Annotated in this window: 18 protein-coding genes; 10 read left to right on the top strand and 8 right to left on the bottom strand. The window is 71.0% G+C overall.

Going from position 1 to position 24,186, the window contains the following annotated elements; translation table 11 throughout:
- Positions 1-17: 17 nt before the first annotated feature.
- The gene (locus H305_RS0121505; protein WP_028802198.1) at positions 18-1,469 is read left to right on the top strand and encodes a glycosyltransferase family 39 protein; all 1,452 of its coding nucleotides are present in this window, start codon (positions 18-20) and stop codon (positions 1,467-1,469) included.
- 69 nt (positions 1,470-1,538) lie between these two features.
- On the opposite strand, the gene H305_RS0121500 is transcribed toward H305_RS0121505, so the two are convergent.
- Both H305_RS0121500 and H305_RS55800 read right to left on the bottom strand, forming a co-directional pair.
- The gene (locus H305_RS0121500) at positions 1,539-1,919 is read right to left on the bottom strand and encodes a hypothetical protein (protein ID WP_028802197.1); all 381 of its coding nucleotides are present in this window, start codon (positions 1,917-1,919) and stop codon (positions 1,539-1,541) included.
- 4 nt (positions 1,920-1,923) lie between these two features.
- Complete coding sequence (locus tag H305_RS55800) at positions 1,924-2,835, bottom strand: hypothetical protein (RefSeq protein ID WP_267880802.1); 912 nt, start codon at positions 2,833-2,835, stop codon at positions 1,924-1,926.
- An 89-nt stretch (positions 2,836-2,924) separates the two neighbouring features.
- Here H305_RS55800 and H305_RS0121490 point away from each other — a divergent pair, with 89 nt between their 5' ends.
- From H305_RS0121490 to H305_RS0121460, 6 genes are all read left to right on the top strand, one after another.
- On the top strand, positions 2,925-4,148 hold the full coding sequence (locus tag H305_RS0121490; protein ID WP_420708110.1) for a CapA family protein: 1,224 nt from the start codon (positions 2,925-2,927) through the stop codon (positions 4,146-4,148).
- A gap of 444 nt (positions 4,149-4,592) precedes the next feature.
- The gene (locus H305_RS0121480; protein WP_028802194.1) at positions 4,593-6,854 is read left to right on the top strand and encodes a cache and HAMP domain-containing protein; all 2,262 of its coding nucleotides are present in this window, start codon (positions 4,593-4,595) and stop codon (positions 6,852-6,854) included.
- 6 nt (positions 6,855-6,860) lie between these two features.
- Positions 6,861-8,621, top strand: a complete 1,761-nt coding sequence (gene pgsB / locus H305_RS0121475; protein ID WP_028802193.1) for a poly-gamma-glutamate synthase PgsB — start codon at positions 6,861-6,863, stop codon at positions 8,619-8,621.
- The gene (locus tag H305_RS0121470) at positions 8,618-9,100 is read left to right on the top strand and encodes a poly-gamma-glutamate biosynthesis protein PgsC/CapC (RefSeq protein WP_028802192.1); all 483 of its coding nucleotides are present in this window, start codon (positions 8,618-8,620) and stop codon (positions 9,098-9,100) included. The genes pgsB and H305_RS0121470 overlap by 4 nt, the downstream gene beginning before the upstream one ends.
- Before the next feature lie 36 nt (positions 9,101-9,136).
- Positions 9,137-10,198 (top strand): NlpC/P60 family protein, encoded by a 1,062-nt coding sequence (locus H305_RS0121465; protein ID WP_028802191.1) that lies wholly within the window; start codon positions 9,137-9,139, stop codon positions 10,196-10,198.
- Positions 10,199-10,258: 60 nt separating this feature from the next.
- Positions 10,259-11,275 (top strand): hypothetical protein, encoded by a 1,017-nt coding sequence (locus H305_RS0121460; RefSeq protein WP_028802190.1) that lies wholly within the window; start codon positions 10,259-10,261, stop codon positions 11,273-11,275.
- A gap of 200 nt (positions 11,276-11,475) precedes the next feature.
- Here H305_RS0121460 and H305_RS0121455 read toward each other — a convergent pair whose 3' ends face one another.
- From H305_RS0121455 to H305_RS0121440, 4 genes are all read right to left on the bottom strand, one after another.
- Positions 11,476-13,602 carry a 3-hydroxyacyl-CoA dehydrogenase NAD-binding domain-containing protein gene (locus H305_RS0121455; protein ID WP_028802189.1) on the bottom strand — a complete coding sequence of 709 codons (2,127 nt, stop codon included), beginning with the start codon at positions 13,600-13,602 and terminating at the stop codon, positions 11,476-11,478.
- The gene (locus H305_RS0121450) at positions 13,599-14,825 is read right to left on the bottom strand and encodes a thiolase family protein (protein ID WP_028802188.1); all 1,227 of its coding nucleotides are present in this window, start codon (positions 14,823-14,825) and stop codon (positions 13,599-13,601) included. The genes H305_RS0121455 and H305_RS0121450 overlap by 4 nt, the downstream gene beginning before the upstream one ends.
- A 125-nt stretch (positions 14,826-14,950) precedes the next feature.
- Positions 14,951-16,000, bottom strand: a complete 1,050-nt coding sequence (locus H305_RS0121445) for a LacI family DNA-binding transcriptional regulator (RefSeq protein ID WP_028802187.1) — start codon at positions 15,998-16,000, stop codon at positions 14,951-14,953.
- The gene (locus H305_RS0121440; protein WP_028802186.1) at positions 15,997-18,375 is read right to left on the bottom strand and encodes a glycoside hydrolase family 2 protein; all 2,379 of its coding nucleotides are present in this window, start codon (positions 18,373-18,375) and stop codon (positions 15,997-15,999) included. Before H305_RS0121440 ends, H305_RS0121445 begins: the two co-directional genes overlap by 4 nt.
- A 144-nt stretch (positions 18,376-18,519) precedes the next feature.
- Here H305_RS0121440 and H305_RS0121435 point away from each other — a divergent pair, with 144 nt between their 5' ends.
- Genes H305_RS0121435 through H305_RS0121425 form a run of 3 tightly spaced genes read left to right on the top strand, consistent with a single transcriptional unit; the run spans position 18,520 to position 21,664 of the window.
- Positions 18,520-19,842, top strand: coding sequence for an ABC transporter substrate-binding protein (locus H305_RS0121435; protein ID WP_028802185.1), 1,323 nt, complete (start codon positions 18,520-18,522; stop codon positions 19,840-19,842).
- Positions 19,842-20,813 (top strand): carbohydrate ABC transporter permease, encoded by a 972-nt coding sequence (locus tag H305_RS0121430; RefSeq protein WP_037764867.1) that lies wholly within the window; start codon positions 19,842-19,844, stop codon positions 20,811-20,813. Before H305_RS0121435 ends, H305_RS0121430 begins: the two co-directional genes overlap by 1 nt.
- Positions 20,810-21,664: a carbohydrate ABC transporter permease gene (locus H305_RS0121425; protein ID WP_028802183.1), complete on the top strand. Its 855-nt coding sequence runs from the start codon at positions 20,810-20,812 to the stop codon at positions 21,662-21,664. The genes H305_RS0121430 and H305_RS0121425 overlap by 4 nt, the downstream gene beginning before the upstream one ends.
- An 84-nt stretch (positions 21,665-21,748) precedes the next feature.
- Here H305_RS0121425 and H305_RS0121420 read toward each other — a convergent pair whose 3' ends face one another.
- Together H305_RS0121420 and H305_RS0121415 are read right to left on the bottom strand one after the other, a co-directional pair.
- On the bottom strand, positions 21,749-23,032 hold the full coding sequence (locus tag H305_RS0121420; RefSeq protein ID WP_078629167.1) for an HRDC domain-containing protein: 1,284 nt from the start codon (positions 23,030-23,032) through the stop codon (positions 21,749-21,751).
- Positions 23,033-23,167: 135 nt separating this feature from the next.
- A complete protein-coding gene (locus H305_RS0121415; protein ID WP_028802181.1) occupies positions 23,168-23,830 on the bottom strand; it encodes a response regulator transcription factor in 663 nt (220 codons plus the stop codon).
- Positions 23,831-24,186: the final 356 nt, after the last annotated feature.

The following is a 24,186-nucleotide window of genomic DNA, read 5'->3' as shown; positions in this document are numbered from 1 at the left end:
CCGATAGCGTGCTTCCCATGCTCGCCGCGCCGCTCGCCCCGCCACGGTCCGCAGTCGTACGGACGGCGTACTGGACGCGGCTGCTGCCGCTGCTCGCGGTGCTGGCCTGTGTCACGCGGGCGCCGTCCTTCGCCCGGCCCCTGTGGAACCCCGACGAGGGCTACCTCGCCGTGCAGGCGCGGATGCTGGCCGACGGGGGAGAGCTGTACGAGACGGTCGTGGACCGCAAGCCGCCGTTCGTGCCCTGGCTGTACGAGGGGGCGTTCGCGGTGCACGGTTCCGGGTCCCTCACATCCGTCCGCGTCCTGGCCCTGCTCGCCCAGTTGCTCACCGCGCTGCTGCTGGCCTCGCTGGCCAGGCGCCGCTGGGGCGACGGCGCGGGACGCACGGCCGGCGTGCTCTATCTGCTGGTCTCCGTAGGGCTCAACCCCGAGGACGCGCAGGCCGCCACCTTCGAGGTGTTCATACTGCCGTGCACGGCAGCCGCGATGTGGTGTGCCGACCGCCGCCGCTGGGGCGCGGCGGGAGTGGCCGTGGCCTGCGCCCTGCTGACGAAGCAGACCGGCGGAGCGGTGCTGTTGCCCGTGCTGTGGCTGCTGCACCGGCAGGGCGCGACGCGCGGCGGGCTGCTGCGGCTCGTCGCGGGAATCGTCGTGCCGGTGCTGTCCGCCGCCCTTGTCACCGACCCGGCGGGCTTCGCCTTCTGGACCGTCACCGGCTCGGCCGCGTACGCCTCCTTCACCGGCTCCGAGCTGCACGTCCTGGCGCGCGGCCTGGTCAACACGGCCCTTCTGACGGCGGCCTGCGCCGGTCTCGTCCCGCCGGTTGTCCGGGTCCTGCGCGTCGCCCGTACGGGGGCCGTGGACCTGTGGCTGTGGTTCGCCTCCTCCGCGGTCGCCGTCCTGCTGGGCTTCCACTTCTTCGGCCACTACTACCTGCAACTCATCCCGTCGCTGGCCCTGCTGGCGACCGCGGCGCTGCAGATCCTGCCCCGGGAGAGGCTGGTGACGGCGCTGGTCACCTCTGCCTGCTGCTGCTCGGCGTTCCTGGCCTGGGGGCTGCTGGCGCCCCGGTCCGACCTCGCGCACGCCACCCGGCTCGCGGACGCGGTGGCCCGCCGCACGGCGCCCGGTGACCGGGTCCTGGTCTGGGGGATACACCCGGAGACGTACTGGCTGGCCGACCGGACCCCCGCCAGCCGCTTTCTGACCGCCGGCCTCCTGACCAACTACAGCGGCGGCCGCAACGGGCCGCAGGTGGGCGAGAAATACGGCGTCGAGGGCTCCTGGCCCGTCTTCCGGGAGGAGATGAGCACGCATCCGCCCGCGCTCGTCGTCGACGACTCGCGAGCCGCGCCGTACGCCCCCGAACGGATCCCGTCCCTGCGCAGGCTGCTCACCGCGGAGTACGAGGTGGCGGGGGAGGTGGACGGGGCGGTGCTGTACGTGCGGGAGACGGAGGCTCGGTGAGGGAGCCGGGCGGCCTGCGGGGCCCGACAGCCCCTGCTCCGGCGCCGGACAGGCTCAGGGAGTACGCCGTCAGGCCGGGCGTACGGCGCGCGGGCCCGTCGTGTCGGCGCCGAGGGCGGTGACCCGGCCGCGCAGTTCGCGGTCGGCGGTGACGACGAGGCAGGGGCGGTCCGCCGCCCCGGCCACGAGGGCGACGACGGTGTCGTCACCGCTGCCCGGCGCGGCCACCACCCGGACGCCGGGGACGGACTCCACGCCCTTCGCGGCGCCCTCGACGACGAGGACCAGCTCCACGGGCCCGCCGTGCCCGGGCAGCCCGTGCCGGGCCAGCCGGTCGCGCAGCCGCTCCGCGGCACCGCGCCGGTCGCGCCACCAGCCGTCGGGCACGGAGCCGACGACGTTGGCGCCGTCGACGATGACGAGGAGGGGGTCGCCGTGGTCGTCGTCCATGGACTCAGCGTCGCACGCCGGAGGCGGCGTCCCACCGCGAGGTGACGACACGCACGGCGGCGGCGGCCTCCGCGGCCCGCGCGTCGCCGGAGCGGACGGACCGGGCGAACTCCACGTGCAGAAACGGCACGTCCTCGTCCGCGGCGGTACGGCCCTGGACGTTCTCGTGGCCCTCCAGCGGGCACGAGCGGACCCAGGCGCGGCACACCGCGAAGCCCCGGTCGCGGAGAGCGTCGGCGAGCCGGCGACCGTCGGCACGGCCCTCGGAGCCCTTGCCCGTGGAGGCGACGACATCGTGGTCGGGCGCCGAGTCGTCGGCGAAGCCGTGCAGCTGGACACCCGGGAAGCCGCGCCGGACGAGCTCGGCGCAGACCGCGTGGAACACGGTGTCCCGGCGGTGCGCCACGTCGGACGCGTCCCGCTCACCGGATTTGCGATGTGCTCCAGCAACGATCAGGATGCCGCCCGGTGTGCCGCGCAGTACGCGCACGCCAAGCTGTTCCGTGCCGTGGTCGGCGACCGGGTGGGGGACCTGGACCGACCATCGGGCACGGTGGTCGAGGTCCACGTAGACGCGGCCCCAGCCGCGTGGGTGGGGGGCCTGGTCGACGCGGTCGTACACCTCTGCGAATCGTCGCCCGGTCGCGCTGTCCACCAGGGTGCGGATGCCGAAGTCGACCTCGGCCAGGCGCTGTTCGGCCTGCTCGCGGTGGCCGTCGAGAAGTAGTGCGACGCCCTCGGTGACCAGTCGCCGTTCGGTGCGCGAGGGGGGCAGGTAGCCGCCCTCGGGGGTGAAACGGGAGGTGTAGTCGGCGATGTCGCGCGCCAGGTCGACGCTCTGCGCGGCGCCGTCGGAGCGGCCGGAACCCGCGTCCCGGCCGGTGTCGTGGGTGCCGCGCAGGACAAGCGTTCCCAAACCGGCCAGAGCGGTGAGGAGCAGGAGAAGTGTTGCGATCGTTATCGTTCTGGCCCGGAATGCCTTCATGGTTGTATCAAGATATCCCGGTGACCAGACGTCGTAGCCGCCGCACCCTGCCCGCATTGCTGACCCCGCTCGCTCTCGTCGCCGCACTGGCGGGATGCGGTCTCGTCGGAGGGGGGGACTCGGGCGATTCGTCGAAGGGGGGCGGACGCTCGTTCACGGTGGCCGCGGCCGGAGACATCCTGATCCACCCGCAGCTGATCGACCAGGCCCGGAAGGACGCCAAGGAGACCGGCAAGGGCGTGCACGGCCTGGACTTCGGACCGCTCATGGCAGGCATCAAGCCGGTGATCAGCAAGGCCGACCTGGGGATCTGCCACATGGAGCCGGTGATCGGCAAGCCGAACGGCCCCTTCGAGAGCTACCCCAACTTCCTCGTGCCGCCGCAGATCGCCGGGACGATCAAGGACGTCGGGTACGACACCTGCTCCACCGCCTCCAACCACTCGATCGACCACGGCTACGAGGGTGTGAAGCGCACGCTCGACACGCTGGACTCGGTCGGTCTGAAGCACACGGGCTCCTTCCGTACGCAGAAGGACGCGCTCACCCCGCTGATCATGGACGTCAAGGGCGTGAAGGTCGCGCAGATCTCCTTCGCCTTCGGCTTCAACGCCCACGAGCTGCCCAAGGACAAGCCGTGGCTGGTCAACCAGAACGACCTGGGCCGCATCAGGGCCGCCGAGAAGCGGGCCCGCGCCGCCGGCGCCGAGGTCGTGATCCTCTCCATCCACTGGGGACGTGAGCACCACCCGAACCCCTCGACGCCGCAGCTCAAGTTCGCCCGCCAGCTCGCCCGGGAGACGGGGATCGACCTGGTCATCGGGCACCACGCGCACGTGGTGCAGCCGATGGAGAAGGTCGACGGCACGTGGATCGCGTACGGCCTCGGCAACCAGGTCGCCCGGCACGACGTGCCGACGGGCCTGACCGAGGAGGGCGTGATCGGCTGGTTCACCTTCACCGAGCGTGGCGGCAAGTGGGACGTCGAGGCCCGGTACGAGCCGACCCTCGTGGACATCCCGCCGGACCCGGACGTCACCACCGGCGAGACCGCGGTGGAGCCGAAGAAGGGCCAGGTGCAGGACTACCGGCTGCTGGACGTGGCCGCCGAGCTCAAGCGCGACGACCTGACGGACCAGGAGCGGGCCCGTCTCCGGCTGGCCTACGAGCGGACCGAGGGCACCATGCTCAACCGCGGCGCGGCCAAGGACGGTCTGAAACCCCTCACGGAACTGCCGGACTGACCGCGCCCGCGTGACGTCCGGACCGCGCCCGGCCCCCGGCACCCCGGCGGGCCGGGCGCGATATCGGCATGATGTTCTTTTTCGTCCGTTTCGCTACACCTGTGACCGGGTGTGACCCGGGCCGTAGGTGCGTCGAGGTCCCCGGAAGCGGCCGACTGAATCCGCCCGAAGCGGAATCGATCGCTCATGCCCGAGTGTGACCGCATGAAACCTCGTGTTGCGCAGATCACGTTCAAATCGTGCAACTTTGGTCTGCCCTCGCCGGTCTGACGCGCGGAGACCCAGTTTTCTCACCTGAGTCCCCGTGTCACGCCCGCACCACCCGCCCGCACCCGCATGCAGGCCGCTCCTCGCGTCCCGCCGCCCGTACAACCGCCTGAGAGGACCCCTCCGTTGGCGCCATCGCCCCCGGCTCGGCAGCACCGTGCCCGCCGCCGAGCCGACATGTCGCTACTGGGCGGCATACGTCCGCCCATCGCGATCCTCTCGGTGCTCCTGCTGTCCCTCGCGGGCATCACCGCCCTCGTGCTCGGCCGGGTCGACGACGCGGCCCTGCCCAAGGCGGTCCAGACCTCTCAGCAGCACTTCGCGGAGGACGGTGCGATCGCCCTGCGGGCGTCCATCGACGAGTCGGTGACCGACCTCAACCGCTCCGCTGCCCTGTTCAGCGCGGGCTCCCCGGTCTCCGGCGACACGGTGCTCGACAAACTGGGCAACACGTACCAGAAGTGGATGGGCACGGCGGTCATCGAGATCCAGTCGGGCAAGCTCGTCGCCACCCGCGGTGAGACCGTCCCGCTGACCTCCCTCGACCGTTCCTCGCTCAGCGGCGAGGACGGGCTCGCGCCCCGCATGGTGCGGCTCCAGAACGGCGAGGTCCGGCTGCTGTCCTTCGCCCTGCTGTCGTGGCCGGACAGGCCGCAGCTGCTCCTCGTCGCCTCCAACAGCCTCAAGTTTCCCGGTATCAGCCTCGGCCAGTTCCGCTCCATCGCGGTCGTGGACCGCTCCGGAACGATCCTGAGCAGCGACGGCATCCCGGAGCCCGAGCAGGTGCTCACCGACCTCCAGCGCCAAGAGGTCGCCGCATCGAACAAGCAGCTCAAGGCCTTCGCCAAGAAGGTCGCCGAGAAGTCCGGCCGGCACCCCCAGAGCACGAAGGAGCCCGGCTCCGGCGGCTACCAGGGCGTGAGCGGCAGCCTGCTCGGCGGTCGCTGGCTCAGTGACCGCTCCGTCGCCGGATACGCCACCCTCACCGCGCCGGAACCCGGCGAGACCACCACCGCGACCAACCTGGGTCTCAGCGTGGTCTCCATGGTGAAGGTCGCCGAGGACCCCACCCGGACCACCTCGCCGCTGTTCGGTCTCGTCGCGGGCGGCGTCCTGCTGCTGGTCGGCGGCATCGCCGTCGCCGTCCTGCTCGGCACGGTGCAGCGACCCCTCATCCGGCTCTTCCTGGAGTCGCGCCGCCTCACCCGCGGCGACCTCACCCGCCCGGTGAGCATCCCCCGTTACGGCGAGGCCCGCCGCATCGGCACCGCCCTGGAACGGCTGCGCCGCCAGCTGCTCGGCGAGAGCGCCGGACAGGGCGAGCCCGCGCCACGCCCGCGCGGCCTGCGCCGCATCGGCAGCCGCGGTCTCCTCGTCGTCTGCGCGGTCCTGCTGCTCGCCTGGTCGGCGCCGCTGCTGCTCGCCCTCAACCGGGCCGACGGCACCGTCGTCGTGCCGCAGCAGATCGTCAACGACCAGCGCGAGCGCACCGACACGCTCACCGACCGGGTCCGCCGGGCGCTCAACGAGGGTGAGGCGGACCTCCAGTCCGTGGCCACCCTGATCGGCGACCGCACCACCCCCGCCGACATGACCAAGGTCCTCGACCGCACCCTCAACCAGCACCTGCGCTACCAGTCGCTCTACGTCGTCGACACTTCCGGCGACGTGATCGCCCGGTCCGGCGGCAAGCCGCACGAGGTCCGGTCCAAGCCCGCCGCCGCCGACCCGATCCAGCTGCTCGGCCAGGGCGGCACCAAGCCCCTCGTGGTCGGCACCGCGGAGATCCCCGGACGCGACGGCGCCGCCCTGGTAGGCGAGTTCCGCATCGACTTCCTCAACTCGCTGCTCAAGCGGCCGGGCCTCGGAGTCGTACGCCTCGTCGACGACAAGAACCACGTCATCGCGGGCAACACCGGATACATCGCCTTCCAGTCGCTGCCCAACGACCGTCTGAAGGACCTGGTCTCCGCGTCCAACCAGAAGGTCGGCAAGTCCGCGCACGCCGCCGGCGTCCTCTACCGCGAGAACGGCGTGCAGATCGCGGCCGCGGCCCCCTTCGTCGGCGGCGGCCCGGCCAAGGCCCTCGGCTGGACCGTCGTCAGCTGGCAGCCCGCCGACCGCCTCGCCATCCCGGAGTACGACGTGCAGCACCGCACGATGCTCGCCGGGCTGCTGGGCGCCGCGGCGGCGGCCGCCTGCCTGGGCTGGATGCACATCGTGGTGGCCCGCCCGCTGCGGGTCCTGGCCGGCCAGGCCGAGGCACTCGCCGACGGCGACCGCAAGACCGTCCTCTTCCCGCGCAACCACGACGAGGTCGGTGCCGTCACCCGCTCCCTGGAGCTCGTCCGCCAGCAACTCCAGGAACAGCGCAAACAGCAGTCGACGCCGCGCCGGAGTTCCCACGGGGCCCCGCACGAGCAGCACGTAAGGAACTGATCACCGGTGCTCTTCCTCTACACCGTTCTGCTGGTGTGCTGCGTGATCCTGCTGGTGGCGGGCGTCATCGAGCAGCGGCGGCACTTCACCAACCTGGACAACATCCCCACCCGGGTGCTCGTCAACGGCATCCGCGGCAAGTCGTCCATCACACGTCTGTGCGCGGGCGCGCTGCGCGGCGGCGGGCTGACGACGGTGGCGAAGACCACCGGCACGGCGGCCCGGTTCATCCACCCCGACGCCACCGAGGAGCCGGTCTACCGCAAGTTCGGCATCGCCAACGTCGTCGAGCAGATCGGCATCGTCCGGCGTGCGGCCGCGTACAACCCGGACGCCATGGTCATCGAATGCATGGCCGTCATGCCGGCCCTCCAGGAGATCAACCAGTCCAAGCTGATCCGCTCCACCATCGGCGTGCTCTGCAACGTCCGTGAGGACCACCTCGCCGAGATGGGCCCCACTCTGGACGACGTGGCCCGCTCGCTGTCCCGGTCCATGCCGGAGGGCGGCATCTGCATCACCGCCGAGAAGGAGCGCTTCGCGATCCTCCAGGAGGAGGCCGACTCCCGCGACTGCAAGCTGATCTACGCCGACCCCGACTCCGTCACGGACGAGGAGCTGCGCGGCTTCAGCTGGTTCACCTTCAAGGAGAACGTGGCGATCGCGCTCACCGTCGCCGAACTCCTCGGCGTGGAGCGGCAGACCGCCCTCCAGGGCATGTACGACGCGCCGCCGGACCCTGGTGTCCTGTCCGTCGAGCGGTATGTCACCGAGGACGGCAAGCGGCTGCGCTTCGCCAACGTCTTCGCGGCCAACGACCCCGAGTCGACGCTGATGAACATCAATCAGCTGCTCGACCTCGGTGCCATCCACCGGCCGCTCAACGTGGTCATCAACTGCCGTCCCGACCGCGTCGAACGCAACGGCCAGATGGGCGAGATCATCCCGCAGCTCGACCCCGAGCAGGTCTTCGTCATCGGGCACCCGGCCAAGAGCGCCATCGACGCGATCCCGGCCGCGTACCGCGACCGCGCCGTCGACCTCGGCGGTGACCGCCGCGACGCCGAGGAGTTCATGGGACAGCTGATCGGCAGGCTCGGCTCCGACTCCTCCCTCGTGGCCATCGGCAACATCCACGGCCAGGGCGAGCACCTGCTGGAGCACCTCGCCGAACTGCCCGCGGACGAGACCCCCGACGAGTCCACCGACCAGCGCGGCGGACGCGCCGACGAGGGAGCCGGCGCGCGGCAGACGCCCGCGCGCGTGCCCGAGCACGTCGAGACCATGCAGCTGTACGCCCCGCGCATCGACCCGTACCAGCCCTATTCCGAGGCGTACGAGACGCGGTACGCGCCCCAGACGGCCGCCATCCCGGTGCAGCGAGGCGCCGAGCACCCGCACCCGGCCCAGACGCACCAGCACCAGGACCAGACACACCAGCACGAGGACCAGTCCCGGACGCACCCGCATCAGGACCCGGCCCACCGCAACCAGCCCCACCAGCACTACACGCAGGGCGAACAGGCCTCCTGGGAGCAGGGCCGCCGGCAGCCGCACCCGCGTCCCGCGCTCCCCGAACAGCCGCGCCGGGCGCAACCCGAGCCGGTCAGGGAGCAGTGGCCCGCGATCGCGCCGGGTTCCGCAGCACCACCGTCCCCCGGCCCCGCCGAACCGCCCCCGTCCCGAGGCCTGTTCGAGCCCCGAGTACCCCCCGCACCCTCCGCCGACGACCAGCAGCAGTGGCACAGCCCAGGAGAGCCCCGTTGATCCCCTCCGTCCTCACCCCCGAGATCGCCGCGATCGGCATCGGCCTGGGCCTGATGTTCTCGCTGATCTGCTACCTGACGACCAACCTCTCGCCCGGCGGCATGATCACCCCGGGCTGGCTCGCGCTCACCCTCATCGAGGACCTCCAGCGCGCCGCCCTCGTCATCGGCGTGACCGTCCTGACGTACGTCACCACCCTGCTCCTCCAGCGCGTCGTGATCCTCTACGGCAAGCGGCTCTTCGCGGCCGTCGTGCTCACCGGCGTGCTGATCCAGGCGACCGTGATCATCGTGCTCCAGATGGAGTTCCCGCTGCTGTACGCCAACCAGACCCTGGGCTTCATCGTCCCGGGCCTCATCGGCTACCAGCTCGTGCGCCAGCCCAAGGGAGCCACCCTGCTGTCGACCGGCTCGGTCACCCTCGCCACCTATGTCGTGCTGACCGCCGGAATCCTCCTCGGCGCCATGCCGACCGCCTGAGCCCGCTGCCCACTCGGAACCTTTGGAGCCTTCATCATGCCGAAGAGCAAAGGCCGCCCCGTCCTGCACGCGGCCACGGTCCTCGCGCTGCTCGCGGGCAGCGCGTACTTCACCGTCGAACTCCGCAAGGACGCGGAGGCCAAGGTCCCGGCCGTGCAGTCGGTGACCGACAAGCCCGACCTGGAGAACTCGGCGGGCAAGGCCACCGGGAAGCAGACCTGGGAGCGCCTGAACAACCCGACGCGTTCGGTGCTGCGCGGCAAGGACGGCGAGATCCTCGCCACCTTCACGGACGGCGCCCGCACCGCGACCCTCAGGGGTCCCTCTCGCACCTTCACCGAGCCCGCCAACACGCAGTCCCGGGTGGTTACGGAGGACTGGGTGCGGCTGATGCCGGAGGCGTGGCGCAAGGGCGCCGAGAAGGAGAAGTGGTTCAAGGACTGGTTCAAGCAGTACTACGGCAGCGAGGAGGACGACATCTTCGCGTTCGCCTTCCAGTACGTCCAGGGTGCCCCGGTGAAGAAGGACGACGAGGGCGTCCCCTACGCCGGCGACGCGGTCTTCGGCCCGTTCAAGGAGGACGGCGTCGACCGCCTCGAACAGAACGACTTCTACGACTACCTGGGGCTCAACTACACCTTCCGTGACGGCACCACGATGCCGGCCCGCAAGGAGCGCTATCGCGCCCTGGACTGCTCCGGCTTCATGCGCATGGTGTGGGGATACCGGGCCCGCTACCCGCTGATGGCCACGAACACGATCGGCGACGGGCTGCCGCGCAGCGCGGACGGCATGGCACGCTCCAAGGTGGGCGTCGACATCATCAAGCTCTCCGGTCCCTCCCCCTGGTACACGCGCCCCAAGAACATCGACGTGGTCCAGCCCGGCGACCTCCTCTTCTTCAAGATGGACCACCGCACCGGCAACCACCTCGACCACGTCGCCCTGTTCCTGGGCGTCGACACCGACGGCCACCGCGTCTTCATCTCCAGCCGCAAGGAGGTCAACGGCCCGACCATGGGCGACAAGGGCGGCGCCTCGCGCATCGACGGCAACGGCTTCTACGCGGGTCTGCTCCGCAGCGCCAAGCGTCTGTGAGCGGCTTACCCGGGCGGGGCGGGCCGCCGCGGACGGCCCGCCCCCGATTAAGGTGAACCGGTGAACGGCGACTGGCTCATACGCGGCCGCGACGGCAGGCTCAGTGCGTACCTGCTGTCGGAGGCCGCCGTCCGCTGCCGGGCGGAGCGCGGCCCCGGCGGCCCCTGGGACCCCCCGCGCACCGTGGGCGGCGACCAGCGCCTGCACCCCGTGCTCGCCGTCGGCCAGGGCGCCGACGGCTACGCCCACCTGGTCTCCTGGCGCCCCACCGTCCGCGACGAGTCAGGCCTCGTCCACTCGACGCACTACCGGCCGCGTCTCGCCGCCCTCGACTGGAACCCGATCGGGCATCCCGACAGGACGGGCGGCCGGACCGGATCGCCGGCCGTCGCGGTCGACGCCCAGGGACGCGCCCATGTCTTCGTGCGCAACAAGGGCGGCGGGGTCAGCATGGTCGCCCAGAAGGAGAAGGGCGGCTGGGGCCCGTGGCGCGCACTCGGGGGACATGACGTACGGGACGAACTGGCGGCCGTGACGGGGGAGTCCGGCCGGGTCGAGCTGTACGCCGCCGTGCCGGACGGCATCCTGCACTGGAGCCAGCCGGAGCCCGGCGCGCAGCCCGTCCTGGAGGAGGCGCTGGAGGCCCCGGTCCGCCCCGGCACACTTCGCGCGCTCGCGACCTCCCCCGACTCCACCACCGTCTTCTACACCGACGGGTCGGGCGACCTGTGCGCCTGGCGGGCGGGCGGGAAGCCCGTGCGGGTGCTCGCCAGTGCGGGGCCCGGCCCCGTGGCGGCGATCCGTTGCGAACTCGACGGCCACGACTGCACGTTGCTCGCGCAGCGGTCGTCCAGCGGCCGGGTCGTCTTCGCCGCGTATCCGACTCAGGACGAGGCCGCGGGGGCGTGGTGGGCCGAGTCCGGGCCCGCACTGCCGGGGGACGCGGTCGTCTCCCTCGCGGAGGACGAGGACGGCCGTGTGGTCGCGGCGAGCCTCGCGCCCGGCTCCGGTGACCTCCTCCTCACCCGCCGCAAGTCCGAACCGGGCCTGGCCCTGGAGGCCTGGCGCCCGGTCTGACAGCCCGCCCCGGACCCCGCTCCTCGAACGCCAAAGGCGCTGATCTCAGCCCGTCCGGCGCTTGAGGACAAGGCCGTCCGGGCCGATCGGGGGTCCAAAGGCGCAGCCCCCAGGTCCGATGGCGTCGGCGGAAGTGGGGCGAGGAACGGCGGTGCCCCGCACACCGACTGGCGTGCGGGGCACCGGCGCAAGGCAGAGCGCTACGCGGGAACGCTGGCGACTCCCGGCTCCAGGAACCGCTTGCCGTTCACCCGCTCGGAGACACCCTCACGGTCCAGGTACGGCGTGATGCCGCCCAGGTGGAAGGGCCAGCCGGCACCGGTGATCAGGCACAGGTCGATGTCCTGGGCCTCGGCGACGACACCCTCGTCGAGCATGAGCCCGATCTCCTGGGCGACGGCGTCGAGGACACGGGCGCGGACCTGCTCCTCGGTGAGGACGACGTCGCCCTGCTTGAGGAGCGCGGCGACCTCGGGGTCGAGCTCCGGCTTGCCGGAGTCGTAGACGTAGAAGCCGCGCTTGCCCGCCTTGACGACGGCCGCGAGGTTCTCGGAGACCGTGAAGCGGTCCGGGAAGGCCCGGTTGAGGGTCTCCGAGACGTGCAGACCGATCGCGGGGCCGACCAGCTCCAGGAGCACCAGCGGGGACATCGGCAGGCCCAGGGGCTCGATGGCCTTCTCGGCGATCTCGACCGGGGTGCCCTCGTCGATGACGTTCTGGATCTCGCCCATGAAGCGGGTGAGGATGCGGTTCACCACGAACGCCGGGGCGTCCTTGGTCAGGACCGCGGTCTTCTTCAGCTTCTTGGCGACGGCGAAGGCGGTGGCCAGCGAGGCGTCGTCCGTCTGCTCGCCGCGGACGATCTCCAGCAGGGGGAGGATCGCGACCGGGTTGAAGAAGTGGAAGCCGACCACCCGCTCGGGGTTCTTCAGCTTCGAGGCCATCTCGGTGACCGACAGCGAGGAGGTGTTGGTGGCGAGGATCGCGTGCGCCGGGGCGACCGCCTCGACCTCCGCGAACACCTGCTGCTTGACGCCGATCTCCTCGAAGACGGCCTCGATGACGAAGTCGGCGTCGGAGAAGCCCTCGGCCTTGTCCAGCACACCGGTGACCAGCGCCTTGAGACGGTTGGCCTTGTCCTGGTTGATACGGCCCTTGCCGAGCAGCTTGTCGATCTCGGCGTGGACGTAGCCCACGCCCTTGTCGACACGCTCCTGGTCGATGTCCGTCAGGACGACGGGCACCTCGAGGCGGCGCAGGAAGAGCAGGGCGAGCTGAGAGGCCATCAGGCCCGCGCCCACGACGCCGACCTTGGTGACCGGGCGCGCGAGGTTCTTGTCCGGCGCGCCGGCCGGGCGCTTGCCGCGCTTCTGGACCAGGTTGAAGGCGTAGATGCCGGAGCGGAGTTCGCCACCCATGATCAGGTCGGCGAGCGCCACGTCCTCGGCGTCGTACCCCTTCTGCAGGTCGCCGTCCTTGGCCGCGGCGATGATGTCCAGCGCGCGGTACGCGGCCGGAGCGGCACCGTGGACCTTGCCGTCGGCGATGAAGCGGCCCTTGGCGACGGCCTGGTCCCAGGCCTCGCCGCGGTCGATCTCGGGACGCTCGACGGTGATGTCGCCCTTGAGGACGGAGGCCGTCCAGAGCAGCGACTGCTCCAGGAAGTCCGCGCCTTCGAAGAGGGCGTCGGCGATGCCCAGTTCGAAGACCTGCTTGCCCTTGAGCTGCTTGTTCTGGTTGAGCGAGTTCTCGATGATCACCGAGACGGCCCTGTCCGCACCGATCAGGTTCGGCAGGATCGTGCAGCCGCCCCAGCCCGGGACCAGGCCCAGGAAGACCTCGGGCAGGGAGAAGGCCGGCAGGGCCTTCGACACCGTGCGGTAGGTGCAGTGCAGACCGACCTCGACGCCGCCGCCCATCGCCGCGCCGTTGTAGTACGCGAAGGTCGGGACGGCCAGCGCCGACAGGCGCTTGAAGACCTCGTGGCCGCCCTTGCCGATGGCGAGCGCGTCCTCGTGCCTCTTCAGCAGCTCGACGCCCTTGAGGTCGGCGCCGACCGCGAAGATGAACGGCTTGCCGGTGATGCCGACGCCGATGATGTCGCCGGCCGCGGCCTCCGCCTCGACCTGGTCGATCGCGGTGTCGAGGTTCGCGAGCGAGGCCGGGCCGAAGGTGGTCGGCTTGGTGTGGTCGAAGCCGTTGTCCAGCGTGATGAGCGCGAAGCGCCCGGCGCCGAAGGGCAGGTCGAGGTGGCGTACGTTCGCGGACGTCACGACCTCGTCGGGGAACAGCTCGGCTGCGCCCTTCAGGAGTTCAGCGGTGCTCACTTCTCGCCTCCGGCGTCCTTGTGGTGCGGGTTCTCCCAGATCACCGTGGCGCCCATGCCGAAGCCGACGCACATGGTGGTGAGGCCGTAACGGACCTCCGGCTGCTCCTCGAACTGGCGGGCCAGCTGCGTCATCAGACGCACGCCGGAGGAGGCCAGCGGGTGACCGAACGCGATGGCGCCGCCGTACTGGTTGACGCGCGCGTCGTCGTCGGCGATGCCGTAGTGCTCCAGGAAGGCGAGCACCTGGACGGCGAAGGCCTCGTTGACCTCGAAGAGGCCGATGTCGTCGATCGTCAGGCCGCCCTTGGCGAGGGCCTTCTCGGTGGCCGGGATCGGGCCGTAGCCCATGACCTCCGGCTCGACGCCCGCGAAGGCGTACGAGACGAGGCGCATCTTGACCGGCAGGTTGTGCTCGCGGGCGAAGTCCTCGGACGCGATGATCGAGGCGGTCGCACCGTCGTTCAGACCGGCCGCGTTGCCGGCCGTGACACGGCCGTGGACGCGGAACGGGGTCTTCAGGCCGGACAGGTTCTCCAGCGTGGTGCCCGGACGCATCGGCTCGTCGGCGGTCACCAGGCCCCAGCCGGTCTCACCGACCTCCGCGTTGGTGTTGCGCACCGAGATCGGCACCAGGTCCTGCTGGATCTTGCCGTTGGCGTACGCCTTGGCGGCCTTCTCCTGCGAGCGTACGGCGTACTCGTCGGCGCGCTGCTTGGTGATCGTGGGGTAGCGGTCGTGCAGGTTCTCGGCGGTCATGCCCATGAACAGGGCGGACTCGTCGACCAGCTTCTCGCTGACGAACCGCGGGTTCGGGTCGACGCCCTCGCCCATGGGGTGGCGGCCCATGTGCTCGACACCGCCGGCGATGACGGCGTCGTAGGCGCCGAAGGCGATGGAGCCCGCGGTGGTGGTGACGGCGGTCAGCGCGCCCGCGCACATGCGGTCGATGGAGTAGCCGGGCACCGACTGGGGGAGACCGGCCAGGATCCCGGCGGTGCGGCCCAGCGTCAGACCCTGGTCACCGATCTGCGTGGTCGCGGCGATGGCGACCTCGTCGATCTTCTTGGGGTCCAGGCCGGGGTTGCGGCGCAGCAGCTCCCGGATGGCCTTCACGACGAGGTCGTCGGCGCGGGTCTCGTGGTAGATGCCCTTCGGGCCCGCCTTGCCGAACGGGGTGCGGACGCCGTCGACGAAGACGACGTCCCTGACGGTACGAGGCACGATGGCTCTCCTCCAGATGCGGGATGGCACTGCTGCGCGTCGCACGCGACTGAGCGCGCGCTCACCCCCTCATGCTACTTGCGGGTAACCATGCTGCCCAGCCCCGGAGGCGGGAGCGGCGAAGGTCACATCCGTGAGCCGCCCCCGGGCGGTGCCGTCGACCCCCGCGGCGTCAGCACCGGGGTGGGCACCGGGTGCGACGCGGGCTCCTCGCCGGTGATCACGCCGAACAGCGTCCGCGCCACGTCCGCGCCGAAGCCGTGCACGTCGTGGCTCATGGCGGAGAGCGTCGGATGGGTGAGCCGGCACAACTGTGAGTCGTCCCAGGCGAGCAGGGAGACGTCGCCCGGCACGCTGAGCCCCATCTCGGAGGCGACGGAGAGCCCGGCCACCGCCATGATGTCGTTGTCGTACACGATCGCGGTCGGCCGGTCCGGCGGCGCGGCCGACAGCAGCGAGCGCGTGGCCCGCGCTCCGGCGTCGCCCGAGAAGTCGGTCGCCACCTGCCAGGACCCGGCGAGGTCCAGCGTCCGGGCCGCCTCGTCGAAGGCCGCCGTACGGATGGTCGTGTGCCCGAGGGGCGCCGCGCCGCCGACCCGGGCGATCCGCCGGTGACCGAGCGCCGCGAGATACCGCACGGCCTCGGTGACGGCGGTCGCGTCGTCGGTCCATACGGAGGTGAGGGAGCCCGTCAGCGACGGATGGCCGACGGCGACGGCCGGCATGCCGAGCCGCTCCACAGTGGCGACCCTCGGGTCGTCGGCCCGGAAGTCGACCAGGATCGACCCGCTGATCTGCTTCCCCTTCCACCAGGCCTCCTGGAGCCCGACCTCCTCCTCCAGGTTCCGCACCAGACGCAGCAGCAGCGAGCACGAACGCTCGGTCAGCACGCCCTCCACCCCGGAGATGAACTCCATGTAGAAGGGCTCGAGTCCGAGCTGCTTGGCCGGCCGGCAGATCGCGAGCCCGACCACGTCCACCCGCTGGCTGGACAGCGACCGGGCGGTGAGGTTCGGCGCCCAGCCCAGCTCCCGGGCCGCGGCGAAGATCCGGTCGCGGGTGGCGTCCGACAGGCCGGGCTTGCGGTTGAAGGCGAGGGACACCGCGCCCTTCGAGACCCCGGCGCGCGCCGCGACTTCCTTGATGGTGACGCGGGGGGTCGGCACTGTCGTCATCGGGTCGGCTCCACGCAGTACAGGGCGGATCGGGCGGTGGTCCCGGCCCGCTCGTCCAGAGTCTCCCAGCCCCGTACGCCGATCGTGACCCGTTCCCCGGGAAGCAGCGTGACCAGGCCGGTGTCGGCCTCGGCGGCGGGGTCCAGGCGGTCCGCCTGGAGCAGCAGGTCCCGTACGAGGGTGTGTGCCGTCACGGTCACCGCGCCCGGCGTGACCGTGACGTCGAACCGGGGTCTCGGGTAGGGGATTTCGCGGTCGGGCACGGGGAAGTGCAGCGCCCGCAGGCCGTCCGCGTCGGCCACCAGGAACTCCTTCGGGCCGGCCGGCTGCAGCTCGGGCGGTACGGGAACCTCGCCGACCGTGCGTGCGGCGGCGGAGAGGCCGAGCGTCGTCTCGCCCGTCGTCACGCCCTCGACGGACATCCGCCGCAGCCTGAGCGTGCCCCGCCAGGGCTGTGCGGACTGGTTGACCGCGGCGAGCACCAGCCCGCCGGCCCTGGGCAGCAGCGTCAGGAGCCGGTCCGCGTAGAGCCGCCGCAGCTCGTGGTAGAGCGGCTTGGCGCGTCCGTCGCCGTCGATCGCGGCCCACGAGGTCACCGGCCAGCAGTCGTTGAGCTGCCACAGGACCGTGCCGGCGCACACCGGCCAGTGCGCGCGCCAGTGCTCGATCCCGGCGGCCACGGCACGGGCCTGGTTGACCTGGCTGAGGTAGTGCCAGCGGTCGAAGTCGCCCTCGGGCGGCGGGAAGTGGCGGGCGAGTCCGCGCTCCAGCTTGCCGTTTCCGTCGTCGGCCTTCTGGTGGTGCAGCATGCCGGGGGAGCCGGGGGCGAGCGTCTCGCCGGGGAGCGCGCGGAGCAGCGTCGCGTAGGCGGGCGGCGCCTGCCAGCCGAACTCGGCGACGAAGCGCGGGACATGGAGGCGGTAGTCGGCGTAGTCCGTCCTGTTCCACACCTCCCACGAGTGGTGGGTGCCGTGCGCCGGGTCGTTGGGGTGGTGGTCCCAGGAGCCGGACCACGGGCTGCCCGCCGCGTACGGCCGCGTCGGGTCCAGCTCGGCCACCACTCGCGGCAGCAGCCCGAGGTAGTACCCCTCGCCCCACGAGTCCCCGGCCAGTCGCCGTTCCCAGTCCCAGTCCCTGAAGCCCCACAGGTTCTCGTTGTTGCCGTTCCACAGCACGAGCGAGGGGTGCGGCATCAGCCGTACGACGTTCTCCCGGGCCTCGGCCTCCACCTCGCCCCGCAGCGGCTGCTCCTCGGGGTACGCCGCGCAGGCGAAGGGGAAGTCCTGCCAGACCATCAGCCCCAGCTCGTCGCAGGCGTCGTAGAAGTCCTCGCTCTCGTAGATGCCGCCGCCCCACACGCGCACGAGGTCGACGCCCGCGGCGGCGGCCTGGCGGAGCCTGTGCCGGTAGCGCTCACGGGTGATCCGGGACGGGAGGGTGTCGTCCGGGATCCAGTTGACCCCCCGTGCGAAGACCCGGACGCCGTTGACGACGAAGGTGAAGCCGCTGCCGTGGGCGTCGGCGCGGCGGTCCAGTTCCAGTGTGCGCAAGCCGATGCGGCGGCGCCACGCGTCGAGTGGGCCGTGCACGTCGCTCAACGTCAACTCGACGTCGTACAAACGCTGTTCACCGTAGCCGCGGGGCCACCACAGCTCGGGGTCCGGGATCTCCAGCAGGACCGTCCCTGACGTGCCGTCGATCGTCCCGGAGGCCCGCGCCCCGTCGGCGCGGGCCTCCAGGGTGAGGCCGGCCTCGACCCTGGTTCGTTCGACCTCCACGGCCAGCTCGACGCGTCCGACGCCCCGTTCGACGGTCACCAGCGGCCGTACCCGGGCGATCCGCGCGGTCGACCAGTGCTCCAGGCGTACCGGCCGCCAGATCCCGGCGGTCACCAGCGTCGGCCCCCAGTCCCAGCCGAAGGAGCAGGCCATCTTCCGCAGGTACTGGAAGGGTTCGGGATAGGCGTTCGGCCGCTCGCCGAGCCGGTCCCGCACCGCCTCGGCCGCGGCGTACGCCGAGGTGAAGTGCACCGAGAGCGGGCCGCTGAGCCCGGTGACGTCGAAGCGGTAGGAGCGGTGCATGTTCCGTACCGAGCCGAGGAGCCGTCCGTCCAGCCGGATCTGTGCGGCGGTGTCCAGGCCGTCGAAGACGAGGTCGGTCTGCTCGTGGCCGGATGAGGCGGGCAGGGCGACGTCGTACGTCCAGTCCCGCCGGCCCACCCACGCCACCTCGGTCTCGTTCCGGCCGAGGAACGGGTCCGCGATGGCGCCCGCCGCCAGCAGATCGGTGTGCACACAGCCCGGGACCGCGGCCGGAAGTGCGGCTCCCTCGTGCCGCAGGGTCCATCCGTCGGTGAGCGGTGTGACGTCCAGCATGCGTACTCCCTAAACCGGTTGAGGCAGTAGACACCAGTGGCTGCGAAAGATTTGGGAATCGTTGGCGGAATAGTGACTTTACCGGTTTAGCGACGGCTGTCAGAGTGCCGAACCAGCCAACCGAGGTGAACGGAGCTGGTGCAGATGAACCGCCGCACGTCATTCGCCGGAACACTGCTTGCCGCCGCACTGCTGGTCGCGGGCTGCACGGGTAGCGGAGGCGCGTCGAAGGGCGCGGACGCCAAGGCCCCCGACGACCCCGCCAAGGTGTCCGGGACCATCAAGGTCCTCACCCAGCGGACCGATCTCGTGCAGGACGGCACGATGAAGAGGTACGCAGCCGAGTTCAACAAGATCTACCCGAAGGTCGAGGTCGAGTTCGAGGCCGTCACCGACTACGAGGGTGAGGTCAAGATCCGCATGAACACGGAGAACTACGGCGACGTCCTCATGATCCCGGCCGTGATCAAGAAGGGCGACTACCCCAGGTTCTTCGCCTCGCTGGGCACGTCCGCCGAGCGCTCCAGGAAGTACCGCTTCACGGACTTCACCACGGTCGGCGGCAAGGTCTACGGACAGAGCCCGATCGGCGTGACCCCGGGCTTCGTCTACAACAAACGGGTCTGGAAGGACGCGGGGATCACCGACTGGCCAACCACCCCGGCCGCGTTCGTCGACGACCTCCGGGCGATCAGGGCCAGGACGAAGGCCGTCCCGTACTACACGAACTTCAAGGACAAGTGGCCGCTCACGTCCTGGACGTCCGCCAACGGGTCCGCGAGCTGCGACACCGGGGCGACCACCGCCCTCGCCGACGGCGACCCCTGGGCCGAGGGCGCCGATCTGCGCGTCGCCGACACCCTGCTCTACGACGTCGTCCACGACGGACTCGCGGAGAAGGACCCGACGACCACCAACTGGGAAGGCTCCAAACCCCGGCTGGCGAAGGGCGACATCGCCACCATGTGGCTCGGCTCCTGGGCGATCACGCAGTTCCGGGCCGCCGCCGAGCAGGCCGGCACCGACCCCGACGACATCGGCTTCATGCCCTTCCCCGTCCAGGTCGGCGGCAGGTTCTGCGCCGTGGTGGCGCCCGACTACAACCAGGCCGTCAACGTCCACTCCGCCCACAAGGAGGCCGCCCGCGCCTGGATCGACTGGTTCACCGACCGGTCGGGCTACGCCGACGACAACCTGACCCTCTCCCCGGTCAAGGGAGCGCCGCTGCCGGACGTGCTGAAGCCGTATCAGGACGCGGGCGTGAAGTTCATAGAACTCGACGACACCGACGGAGCCACCGTCAAGGCCATCGACAACCAGTCCGAGGTCGGCATCTACGCCCCCGACTACCGCCAGAACCTCGTCGACCTCGCCCGCGGTACCAGGAAGGGCAGCCTCGACGACTTCTTCGGGGACCTCGGCAAGCGCTGGACCGAGGCGGCCCGGAGCGTCGGGTCCGGGTCCTGATGAACGGCGACGACACCGGGACCGTGACGACGGACGCCCACGGCACGGCGGCGCGGTCCGCGACGGCCCCGCCGCCCCCTGCCCCGGGGCGCGCCCCACGCGGCGTACGCCTGTGGCGCGGCCTGACCCCCTGGCTCTTCCTCGCCGCCCCGCTCGCCCTGCTGATCACCTTCACGTACGCGCCCGTGGCCAACATGATCGCGTACAGCTTCACCGACTGGGACGGCGTCAGCCCCGACCTGCGCTACACGGGTGCCGAGAACTACGTCGAACTCTTCACCCGGTCCGAGCTGTTCCAGGTGTTCTTCGTCAGCGGCTACTACCTGGCCGCCTCGGTCGTACAGATCGCCGTGGCCCTCTGCTTCGCGACGATCCTGAGCTTCGACGTCCGCTTCCGGAACTTCTTCAAGGGCGTGCTCTTCTTCCCGTACCTCGTCAACGGTGTCGCGATCGGCTTCGTCTTCCTCTACTTCTTCCAGGACGGCGGCACCCTCGACTCCGTCCTCGGCCTGTTCGGCTATCACTCCGACCGGGCCTGGCTCGGCACCTCGGTGTCCGCCAACACCTCCCTGGCCGGGGTCTCCGTCTGGCGCTACACCGGCCTGAACTTCGTGCTGTTCCTCGGCGCGATCCAGTCGATCCCGGGCGAGTTGTACGAGGCGTCCGAGCTGGACGGGGCCCATCGATGGCACCAGTTCCGGTACATCGTCCTGCCCGGCATCAAGCCCGTCCTCAGCCTTTCCGTGATCCTCTCCGTTTCCGGCTCGCTGTCCGCGTTCGACGTGCCGTTCATCATGACCGGCGGTGCGACCGGCACGGAGACCTTCGTGATCCAGACCGTGAAGCTGGCCTTCCAGTTCAACAAGACGGGCCTCGCGTCGGCGGCCGCGGTCGTGCTGCTGCTCATCATCCTGGCGGTGACGTGGGTGCAGCGGCGCCTCGTCCCGGACGACAAGGTGGATCTCGTATGACACTGCCGGGAACGACGCCCGCGGGCCGTCGCCGGGCCGCCCGCACCCTCACGTACCTGTCGCTCGCCGTCGCCTCCGTCGTCGTGCTGCTCCCGCTCGCCGTCGTCCTGCTCACCTCCCTCAAGTCCTCGAAGGAGATGGCGGACGGCAGCGGTGCGCTCGCGCTGCCCGACGACTTCCTGAACTTCCACAACTACGTGACGGCGTTCCGGGACGGCGGGATGCCGACGGCGTTCGGCAACACCGCCTTCATCCTGCTCTTCTCCGTCACCGGCACGGTGATCATCGGCTCGATGGCGGCGTACGCGATCGACCGCTTCACGTTCCGCTTCAAGAGGCTGGTGGTCGCGCTCTTCCTGATCGCCACGCTCGTACCGGGCGTCACGACACAGGTCGCGACCTTCCAGATCGTCGACCGTTTCGGCCTGTTCGACACCCGCTGGGCACCGATCGTGCTCTACATGGGCACGGACATCGTGTCGATCTACATCTTCCTGCAGTTCGTCCGGTCCATCCCCGTCTCCCTGGACGAGGCCGCGCGCCTCGACGGCGCCAACGCCTTCACGATCTACTGGAGGATCATCCTGCCGCTGCTCAGGCCCGCCGTCGCCACGGTCGTGATCGTGAAGGGGATCACCGTCTACAACGACTTCTACCTCCCCTTCCTCTACATGCCGTCCGAGGATCTTGGCGTGATCTCGACGTCGCTGTTCCGGTTCAAGGGGCCGTTCGGGGCGCACTGGGAGACGATCTCCGCCGGCGCGGTGCTCGTCATCCTGCCGACCTTGATCGTCTTCCTGTTCCTCCAGCGGTTCATCTACAACGGCTTCACCCGGGGGGCGACGAAATGAGCGCGGGCCGGGCCGCTGTCCGGCCCCCGCCGCCCGCTTCCGCGGACCTCCCCGAGGCCGGGGCGCCTCGGCCCCGGGCGGCCGTCAGCCCTTGGGGGCCTTCACCGAAAGCGCCGTCACCAGCACCGGCGTGACCTGCTCGACCTGCCAGGGCCGCGCCCCGTACCCGGTCAGCGCGGTGGCCACGGACGCCGTGTCGGGCGCCGCGGGCGGCTCCCAGCACACCCGGCGCACCGTGTCCGGCGTGATCAGGTTCTCCTGCGGCATGCCGAGCTCCTCGGCCAGCGCGGAGACCGCGGCGCGGGCCGCGGACAGCCGCGCGGCGGCGGCGGGGTCCTTGTCGGCCCAGGCGCGCGGCGGCGGGGGGCCGGTCACCTGCTGGCCCGGCTGCGGCAGCTCGGGGTCCGGCAGCGCCTTCGCGCGGTCGACCGCGGCCTGCCACTGCTCCAGCTGGCGGCGCCCCATGCGGTGTCCGAAGCCGTTGAGTGCGGCGAGAGCGTGCACGTTGGCGGGCAGGCCCAGCGCCGCCTCGACGATCGCCGCGTCCCCGAGGATCTTGCCGGGCGAGATGTCCCGGCGCCGGGCGATGCGGTCCCGGGCCTCCCACAGCTCCCGTACGACCGCCATCTGCCGGCGGCGGCGCACCTTGTGCATCCCCGACGTGCGGCGCCAGGGGTCCTTGCGCGGCGGGGCGGGCTCGGCCTGCGCGATGGCGTCGAACTCCTGCTGGGCCCACTCCAGCTTGCCCTGCCGGTCGAGCTCCTTCTCCAGGGCGTCGCGCAGGTCGACGAGCAGCTCCACGTCGAGCGCGGCGTAGCGCAGCCAGGGCTCGGGAAGCGGGCGGGTCGACCAGTCGACGGCGGAGTGTCCCTTCTCCAGGACGAAACCGAGCACGCTCTCGACCATGGCTCCGAGGCCCACCCGGGGGAACCCGGCGAGCCGGCCGGCCAGCTCGGTGTCGAAGATCCGGGTGGGGACCATGCCTATCTCGCGCAGACAGGGCAGGTCCTGGGTGGCCGCGTGCAGCACCCACTCCACCCCGGAGATCGCCTCACCGAGGCCGGACAGATCGGGGCACGCCACGGGGTCGATCAGCGCGGTGCCGGCGCCCTCGCGGCGCAGCTGCACCAGATAGGCGCGCTGGCCGTATCGGTACCCGGACGCGCGTTCGGCGTCGACGGCGACGGGGCCGGATCCGGCGGCGAAGGCGGCGATCACCTGCGCGAGCGAGGCGTCGTCGGCGATCACGGGCGGAATGCCGTCTCGGGGCTCAAGCAAAGGGATCGGCGCCGATTCGACGTCGTCCGGAGGGGCGCCTCCGGTGGTTCGCAGTGAGCTGTCTGCTGCGGTCTCTTGGGCGTCGGTCACCTGTCAAGGGTATCTGTGTATGGACAACGCCCGCCGACGGAACGTTCCGTCGACGGGCGTCTGAGGGTCGTAAACCAGTCAGGTCGGTGAAACATCCGGTTCACGGGTGGGGGACGGCTGGGGGCGAGGCGGGGTTCAGTGGATGATGCCGGTCCGCAGAGCAACCGCCACCATCCCGGCGCGGTCGCCCGTGCCGAGCTTGCGGGCGATGCGGGCGAGGTGGCTCTTGACGGTCAGTGCGGACAGGCCCATGGAGACGCCGATGGCCTTGTTCGACTGGCCCTCCGCGACCAGTCGAAGGACCTCGACCTCTCGTCCGGACAGTTCGCGGTAGCCGCCCGGGTGGCTCGGGGTACCCGGGGGGCGGCGGTGCATACGGGCGGCGGCCGAGCCGATCGGTGCGGCGCCGGGCCGGGTGGGGAGCCCGACGTTCGTTCGGGTGCCGGTGACGACATAGCCCTTGACGCCGCCCGCCAGGGCGTTGCGTACGGCGCCGATGTCGTCGGCGGCGGAGAGGGCGAGGCCGTTGGGCCAGCCCGCGGCTCGGGTCTCGGACAGCAGGGTGAGCCCGCTGCCGTCGGGCAGATGGACGTCGGCGACGCAGATGTCACGCGGGTTGCCGATTCGGGGACGGGCCTCCGCGACGGACGACGCCTCGATGACGTCGCGCACTCCGAGCGCCCACAGGTGGCGGGTGACCGTGGAGCGGACCCGGGGGTCGGCCACGACCACCATGGCGGTCGGCTTGTTGGGGCGGTAGGCGACCAGGCTTGCGGGCTGCTCGAGGAGAACGGACACCAGGCCTCCTGGGGTGCGGGACGGGGCCGGCTCTGGGGATGGAGCCGGGACGAACCGTGCTTTCAAGGTCACAGACGTCTTCGGCACCAAACCCCTTGTCCTTTAGAGAATGATCACGATTTGGTGAGTAGCAATCCGTGCAATTCGGACACGCGATCGATCATCCGAAGATCGAACCGAGTCGATCCGCGTCAAATCACGGCCGAAAGTGGCCGTATCGACAAAGAACCGGTAAGCGTGCGGTGAGAGACGGGCGCGTCGGCGTGCGGGGCCGAGGCCCGGCGGGCAGGGTCAGCGCCGGCGGCACCGGTACGGACCACTCGGGGGGAAAAGACCGTGGCGGAGCCGCCCCGAAG

Source organism: Streptomyces sp. 142MFCol3.1, assembly GCF_000424945.1.
In the GTDB taxonomy this organism is placed as follows: Bacteria; Actinomycetota; Actinomycetes; order Streptomycetales; family Streptomycetaceae; genus Streptomyces; species Streptomyces siamensis.
Note: the sequence above shows the minus strand (reverse complement) of the source record. Positions and strands in the feature narration are given on the sequence as shown.